General features: G+C 65.2%; 2 protein-coding genes. Both read right to left on the bottom strand.

Annotated elements, in window-relative coordinates; genetic code table 11:
• Nucleotides 1-86 precede the first annotated feature (86 nt).
• Nucleotides 87-2,054: an ATP-dependent nuclease gene (locus V2B31_RS16785; RefSeq protein ID WP_286869159.1), complete on the bottom strand. Its 1,968-nt coding sequence runs from the start codon at nt 2,052-2,054 to the stop codon at nt 87-89.
• Between the two features lie 138 nt (nt 2,055-2,192).
• Nucleotides 2,193-2,564 (bottom strand): hypothetical protein (locus V2B31_RS16780; protein WP_328280658.1); only part of this gene is annotated, 372 nt, incomplete at its 5' end.

The raw sequence follows: 2,564 nt of genomic DNA, 5'->3' as shown, positions 1-2,564 counted from the left end.
AACTGGCCCCTTTTTAAACCGGTGCCTGGCCCGTTTTTATCCCGGTGTTGACACCGGGGTTAGCGGCAGTATCTCGAACATCCCTGTCAGGCTCCCGCCGCCTCTTCGCCGGCAACCCCGACCTCGCCATCCTCATCGCCCTCTTCCTCCGCCTCCGCCGGATTGGCCGGGAAAGCGGGCGCGCCCGGGACATAGCCGCCGGTCACATAGTCGATGGCGCGCAGCAGATAGGCCGGCAGCCGCTCGCGCATCTGCTCGGCCGTGTCGGTGCGCTTGCGCAGGATCGCGGCGAGCTGCTCGGCGACCTCGGCCTTGGAGGCCTCCTTGTCGTGGACGGGCTGGTAGATTTTCACCGCGATCTCGGTCGCCGACAGGCCCGCCTCGAGCCAGCCTGTATAGGTCTTGTCGGCGCTCTCCACGAGATTGGCGAGAAAGGCGGGCTTGCGGCTGCTGGTCTTGGCCAGTCGAACCGCGCGGTAGACGCTCTGGGCGAGCTCGGGCTGGAGGGCGAGATCGAACTCCAGCGTCCAACTGTCGGCGATGAAGGCGTCGACCGGATCGCCGATGTCGCGGGTGAGCGTCTTCAGCCGCGCGGCGATTTCCTCGGGCTTGAGCTCATTCTCGGTCTTGCGCTCGCCGACCAGGGCCTTGGCCTCGGGCGGCGGGATGTCGCGGTCGGGGATCAGCGCGACCGGGACCGGGATCGCCTCGCCGGCGAGGCGCTGCAAGATCCGGCTGTAGCGAAACAGGCCGCGATGGCCGACATTGACGATCGAAACCCCGTGGGCGCTCAAGGGCCGGCCGAGCTTCTCGGCGATCGCAGGCAGGAGGAGATGTTCGCCATCGCCCTCGACGACGATCAGCGCGCGGGCGAAAAACAGATTGGCCTTGGTGGCGTCGAGGAACCGGCGCAGGAACTCATAGTCGTCGACGCCCAGCCGCGTATGGGCGGCGCCGAGCGGAAAGGCGCGATGATCGACGATCATCGTCATGGTTTCGAGTTCGGCGCCTGCGGCCAGCTGCGGGCTGTGGGTGGTGAGCAGAACCTGGACCTGCTGATGGGTCTCGCCCTTGACCGGGTCCGGCTTGGCGGCGCGCGCGGCGAGCACTTCCATGAACAGGGTTTGGTGCTGGGGATGGAGGTGCGCCTCGGGCTCCTCGATCAGCAGGAACGGCACCTGGTCGGGATGCGACTGGAGCAGCAACAGCTCGGCGGCCATGAACAGCAGATTGTTGTAGCCCAGGCCGCGCTGCACCCGCTCGGCGCCGACCTTGGCGTTTAGGTAGAGCTCGAAGCGCTCGAGAATCTGGTCGAACGAGCCCCCCGCGCCAAGATCGAGGGTCGCGACCAGGGGGTCGTCGACAAAAGACAGTTTGTCGAGAAAGTCGCTGTTGACGCTGCTGGCGACACCCCCGACCGCCGGATTGGCCCGCACCTCAATGTCGGCGGCGGTCAGCGTGTCGTGCAGTGTGGCGGGCGCGCCAAGCGCCGCCGGCTTGTTCTGCGCGCCCATCGCCGGCATCGCGCCAAGGATGCGCGACAGCCGCGAGCGCCTGCCGGCCCGCATCTCGCGTTCGGCGTCGCGCAGCGGCTTGAGATAGGTCGCCTTGAGATATTCGCGCAGTTCGCCGTCGAGCGGAAGGCCTTCGCCCTCGGCGCCCGCGCGGTGCTGGCTGGAGATGACGCTGCCGCCGCCGGAGGAAATACGCCGCGACCCGCGCAGGCAGACATGTAGGCGCAGTTTGCCCTTCTCATTGGTGCACCATTCGAGAAAACGCGCTTCCTCTTCGGGGCTGAGATCGTCGAAGGTGCAGCGCACGACAAAGTCGCACTCGCGCGTCCCATCTGCGGCCACATGGAAATCATTCAGGTCGGGGCGGATATAATCGTCGCCGCGCGTCCACAGGACATAACGAGCCGCATCGACGATCGCGCTCTTGCCGGCGTCATTGGGCCCGACCAGGATGTTGAGGCCCGATGACAGCTGAATATTCAAAGGTCGCGCGGCGCTGAAACACCGAAAGCCGCTCGCATGGATTTCCGAAATGTACATGTTTTCGCCCCCTCGACTCGTCGTCGTTTGTTTTCGCTCCATCGTATCAAGAAGATAGGCTTGTAGCGGCACCGACTGCCAACGCCAGAGACTTGGGTAGACGAACGGTTTTCCATGGCCTGTTCAAGCCTTGCCGGATCAGGACCGCACTTCGCCCAGCGGAGCATGGCGCTCGAGATAGGGCTTGATCTTATCGGGCAGGGGCTCGCCGGGGCTGATCATCGTCAGCGCGGTCAGCGCATGGCCGATCACCCCGTCCGGATCGATGTCGTCCTCCTCCGGCGTCGCCAGCGGATCGCGGAAATTATACGGCCTGACGATATAGTCGAGGAGCCGCCGCTGCTCGGCGGCACTCAGGGTGATGACGAGGTCGGCGGCCTCGCGGACGGCACCCGCCTCGATACCAGCGATCACCGTCTCCTGGCGAGAACTATCGTTCTGGAACGCCAGGATTGTCCCGAGGCTGTGTAAAAACGCCGGAGTCTGGTATGGTTCATTCGCATTTCGGGA

Origin of the sequence: Sphingobium sp. (assembly GCF_036170395.1) — a bacterium.
Taxonomy (GTDB): Bacteria; Pseudomonadota; Alphaproteobacteria; order Sphingomonadales; family Sphingomonadaceae; genus Sphingobium.
The sequence above is the reverse complement of the archived record's forward strand: the minus strand, read 5'-3'. Positions and strand labels throughout refer to the sequence as shown.